Annotated in this window: 4 protein-coding genes and 2 pseudogenes; 3 read left to right on the plus strand and 3 right to left on the minus strand. The window is 58.5% G+C overall.

Features of this window, described 5'->3' with window-relative positions:
• From I5W_RS22125 to I5W_RS22130, 3 genes and pseudogenes are all read left to right on the plus strand, one after another.
• Positions 1–390: pseudogene (locus I5W_RS22125) on the plus strand (FdhF/YdeP family oxidoreductase); the annotation flags it as partial.
• Positions 391–495: 105 nt separating this feature from the next.
• Positions 496–609, plus strand: a pseudogene (locus tag I5W_RS33660) (type II toxin-antitoxin system RelE family toxin); the annotation flags it as partial.
• The gene (locus I5W_RS22130) at positions 593–925 is read left to right on the plus strand and encodes a helix-turn-helix domain-containing protein (protein WP_044530862.1); all 333 of its coding nucleotides are present in this window, start codon (positions 593–595) and stop codon (positions 923–925) included. The pseudogene I5W_RS33660 and the gene I5W_RS22130, both read left to right, overlap by 17 nt.
• Positions 926–981: 56 nt before the next feature.
• Here I5W_RS22130 and I5W_RS22135 read toward each other — a convergent pair whose 3' ends face one another.
• From I5W_RS22135 to I5W_RS22145, 3 genes are all read right to left on the minus strand, one after another.
• The gene (locus tag I5W_RS22135; protein ID WP_017454031.1) at positions 982–2,049 is read right to left on the minus strand and encodes a GGDEF domain-containing protein; all 1,068 of its coding nucleotides are present in this window, start codon (positions 2,047–2,049) and stop codon (positions 982–984) included.
• A gap of 559 nt (positions 2,050–2,608) precedes the next feature.
• The gene (lpxO, locus tag I5W_RS22140; RefSeq protein ID WP_017454032.1) at positions 2,609–3,508 is read right to left on the minus strand and encodes a lipid A hydroxylase LpxO; all 900 of its coding nucleotides are present in this window, start codon (positions 3,506–3,508) and stop codon (positions 2,609–2,611) included.
• A gap of 352 nt (positions 3,509–3,860) precedes the next feature.
• Positions 3,861–4,207: FAD-dependent oxidoreductase (locus I5W_RS22145; protein ID WP_044530863.1), on the minus strand; the 347-nt coding region annotated here is incomplete at its 5' end.

Consider the following 4,207-nt stretch of genomic DNA (forward strand, 5'->3'; position numbering starts at 1 on the left):
GCCCGCCGACGCTGCCGTGTGTTGCGCTTGATGACCACCCGTGGCGATAGCCAGTTCAATACCACCGTCTATTCGCTGGATGACCGCTTNCGCGGCGTCTGGGGCACGCGCCGGGTGTTGTTGATGAACCTGCGCGACCTGCAGCAGCAGGGCCTGGCCGCAGGCGATTTCGTCACCGCCGAGACGGTCTCGGCCGATGGCGTGACGCGCCGCGTCGAGCACCTGCGGGTGGAGCCGTTCGATATCCCGGTGGGTTGCGTGATGGGCTACTTCCCCGAACTCAATGCCCTCATTCCTTTGTTCCACCATGCACGCGGCAGCAAGGTACCGGCGGCCAAGTCGATTCCGATACGGTTGATGGCGCAGAGCAGTGAGCCGGTGTTGGCTTGAGGTGCGCCGAGTATTTTCGAGAGTGTGTTAGTCAATCGAGTCGCTTGCTTGCGGCGAGCCGCGGCTGCGGGCAAGCTGGCACGCTGACTTGGGGGAAATAAGTCCAAGTTTCAATATCGGCTCCGGGTTGGCCATTATCGAGTGTTCTTCAACTTTGACGGGAATGTTCGCATCGTCTCCATCGAGGAAGTGCACAAGCGCGATGAACGCACCTACTAACATCCAGATCATCCATGGCGCCGACGGCAAGCCTGCCTTCGTCGTTATTCCTTATGCCGACTACCTGAAGGGACATCCCGCTGAAGATGAGCAATACGTTCCGCACGAAGTGGTAGCGATGATGGTGGATCACCAATGGACTGCCATCCGCAGCTGGCGTGAACATTTGGACCTGACCCAGCAGGAAGTGGCGGCGCGCCTGGGCATTTCGCAGTCGGCGTATGCCCAGCAGGAAAGCAGCAGGAACCTGCGTCCCAGTTCCTTGAAGAGGATTGCGGCGGCGCTGGGAGTGAGCATCGCGCAACTCGACTTTTGACCTCAGAGGTCAGAGCTCAGATGCCTGACTTGTTCCTCGGCATACAGGAGCCGGGCCTAGAAGAATTCCACCGTATCGTTGGTCGTGATGCCCGAGCGCAGCACCCCTGCATTGACCAGTTCCTGGTAGTAGCAGATGCGGTTGCGGCCGCTCTTCTTGGCGTGGTACAGCGCCTGGTCGGCGTGCCCGAGGATCACCACCGGCGTTTCGCGGGCGATGCCCACGAAGCCCAGGCTGACGGTGACCTTGCCCACTTGTGGGAAGTCGTATTCCTGGACGTTCTGGCGGAAGCGGTCGAAGATCTTGCGGGCGTCCGAGAGCGTGGTCGAGCGCAGCAGGATCACGAATTCCTCGCCGCCGAAACGGAAGATGCGGTCATGCGCGCGGAACGAGGCGCGCAGGATGTTGGCCACCAGGATCAGCACTTCATCGCCATACAGATGACCATAGCGGTCGTTGACCTGCTTGAAGTGATCGATGTCCACCACCCCCAGCCAGTGACCCTTGGGCTCGCCATGGTCTTCGTGGCGACGTTCGTTCTCTTCCAGCGAATGCGCTTCGTGCGGGGCGATGGCAAAGGCGTAGCGGGTGAACTGCTCATCGAAGGTCTTGCGATTGAACAAGCCCGTCAAGGCATCGCGCTCGCTGTAGTCGAGCAGGCTCTGGTAGTTACAGTAGACGTGGAAGATGCCATTGATCACGTCCATCATGGCCGGCGTGAAGGCGCTCTGGCTGCGGATCTCCAGGCAGGAATTCATCTTGCCGTGCAACCACACCGGCAGCCATAGCAGGTGTTCGCCGCTGTCCGTGGTTTCCTGATATTCGTTGAGGTGATTGCGGATACAGGCCAGCATGGCCGGATAGGCCGCCAGCGGTTCCTTGGGATCGTCGCTGGTCAGCTCGGCGATGGTATGGACGGTGCCATCGCGAATGACCATCTTTTCCTGCACGAAGTATTCGTCGCGCAGGGTGAAGATGTCCAACATGCGGATGGACTGCACCTCGGTCAACTGGTACAGCGCAGAGATGACGGAGATGGCCAGGCGGGAATGTTCCCGGTGGGCCGTGATTTCTACCAGATGCTTGAGCAGTGGTTTTTTCATCTCTTCGTCGATGTCCTGCATGAGCCCATTATGTTCTGTATGTCGGTACTCGGCTTTGCTTGCCCCTTGGCGCCGGGCATGGGTGCGGCGCACTTGCCATGAACGAGTACCTGGACCGTGGCCGGCACGCAGTCAGGCGCACGTCAGGTCGTACAGCGACCCCTAGACTGCCCGGATGCAAGATTGACCCCATCAAGCTAGCACGGAAGCAAAAGGATTTTACAGGCGGCAAGCATTGTAATGAAGCAGTTTCTGCATTTGCCTGCCGAAAATTTGACTTTAGTTTCCATGTGGAAATTTTAAGTCTTGCGTGACTTTTACTTACGCTCGAGTTTGCTGAAATTTTAACTGTCTTCATGCTGCCTGGATATAAGTGCGCTCGGTAATCCAGACGTGTAGCGGCTTTGACGTACATATCCGCTTTATTAAGCAGGTCCCCGACGATCTCCCTGGATGGGAAATGGCCCACGGCCCATGGGCCATTTACTTATAAAAATCGCCGGTCCCAAGGCCGGCGAATTCTATCTATATCATTTGCAGTTTATTGCGTATTTCCGCCTTGGCCCACCGGTCATGCGGATCAAGCGTAGATGATCAGCAGGGCCACGGCGATGATGAGGCTGAACTTGGTGATCTTGTAGACCGTCTTGTTCCAGTTCTTGAAGCGGCGGCGATACTGGCCCGCCAGCCAGACGAAGCGGAACAGCTTGTTGACGCGTCCGGTCTGGTCGCCGGTTTCGTTGGGCGAGGACGCCGCGGTCATCATGGTACGCCCCAGGAAGCCATTGATGGCTTCGGCCCAGCGATAGCGCAGCGGACGCTCGACGTCGCAGAAGAGGATGATACGGTTCGTCTCGGTGCCGTTCTGCGCCCAGTGGATGAAGGTCTCATCGAACACCACGCTCTGGCCATCGCGCCAGCTATAGCGCTGGCCATCGACTTCGATGAAGCAGCGGTCATCGTTGGGAGTGACCAGGCCCAGATGGTAACGCAGCGAACCGGCAAAGGGATCGCGGTGGCGATTGAGGGTGCCGCCCGGGGCCAGTTCAGCAAACATGGCGGCCTTGACGCTGGGAATGCGTTTGAGGATCTCGACCGTCTTGGGGCAGAACTTTTCAGCCGAGGGGTGGCTGGCGTTGTACCACTTCAGATAGAAGCGCTTCCAGCCGGCCTTGAAGAAGGAGTTGAAACCGGCATCATCATTCTTTTCTGCGGCCTTGATCTTGGCCATCTCGCGCAGGGCTACGGCTTCATCGCGGATCACTTCCCAGTTCTGGTCGATGATGGCCAGGTCCTGGAACTCCTTGACCGCCGGGTAGGGTACGGCCGGTACGCGCGAGAAGGCGTACATGAACAGGTTGATGGGCGACATGATCGACGAATGGTCGAAGAACTGCCGCAGGAAGGGCAGACGCACGCGGCCACGGAAGTGGATGAAGAGGATGGAAAACAGATATATGAAGACAATAGCCCACTTCATTGCAGGATCCTTTGATGTTGCTGGCCTTTTTATATGAAGCAAAAGGCCGGGACGGATATTCGTCCATATGAGGGTGAGGCCGGAGAGATCAATGCTGATATCAGGCAAAGGCAGCCGTAAGGCGCAAGATGCGTGATGATGAGCTTGGATTTCCGGTGGCTGCGCAGCCCCGGCAAGCTGCCGGCAACGCAGAGCAAGCGGGGATTCTACACCAAGGGGGTGTCAGCGTTTGTAAGCGGTGGGTATTGCCCTATGTGAATGTTCTTGCAATAGGGGCTGCGCTGACCCAGATCAAAAGGGCAAAAAAAAGGACCGGGAATTCCGGTCCTTCTGGGGAGGTGAAGAAAAACGCTCAAGCCGCCTGGGTCACCACTTGGCGCGCACGGTTCCAGCGCGGCAGGCCGGTGAAGGCGAAATCGATTTCCGGCACGTGACCGGCGACGATCTCGGCAATGGCTCGGCCCGAACCGCAACCCATGGTCCAGCCCAGGGTGCCGTGGCCGGTGTTGAGGTAGAGGTTGGCGAACTTGGTCTTGCCCACATACGGCACGTTGGAGGGCGTCAGCGGACGCAGACCGGTCCAGTAGGTCGGGTTCTCGTAATCGCAGCCATCCGGGAACAACTCACGGGTGCGGCGGGTGATGGCTTCGCAGCGGGTGGTGTTCAGTTCGCGGATGTAGCCGTCAACTCGCAGGGCCG

Origin of the sequence: Herbaspirillum sp. B65 (assembly GCF_000333555.1) — a bacterium.
Classification (GTDB): domain Bacteria; phylum Pseudomonadota; class Gammaproteobacteria; order Burkholderiales; family Burkholderiaceae_D; genus Herbaspirillum; species Herbaspirillum rubrisubalbicans.

Coding starts and splice junctions, on each gene's coding strand:
- I5W_RS22130 (WP_044530862.1), top strand. CDS start 593: ATGAACGCACCTACTAACATCCAGATCATCCATGGCGCCGACGGCAAG.
- I5W_RS22135 (WP_017454031.1), bottom strand. CDS start 2,049: ATGCAGGACATCGACGAAGAGATGAAAAAACCACTGCTCAAGCATCTG.
- lpxO (WP_017454032.1), bottom strand. CDS start 3,508: ATGAAGTGGGCTATTGTCTTCATATATCTGTTTTCCATCCTCTTCATC.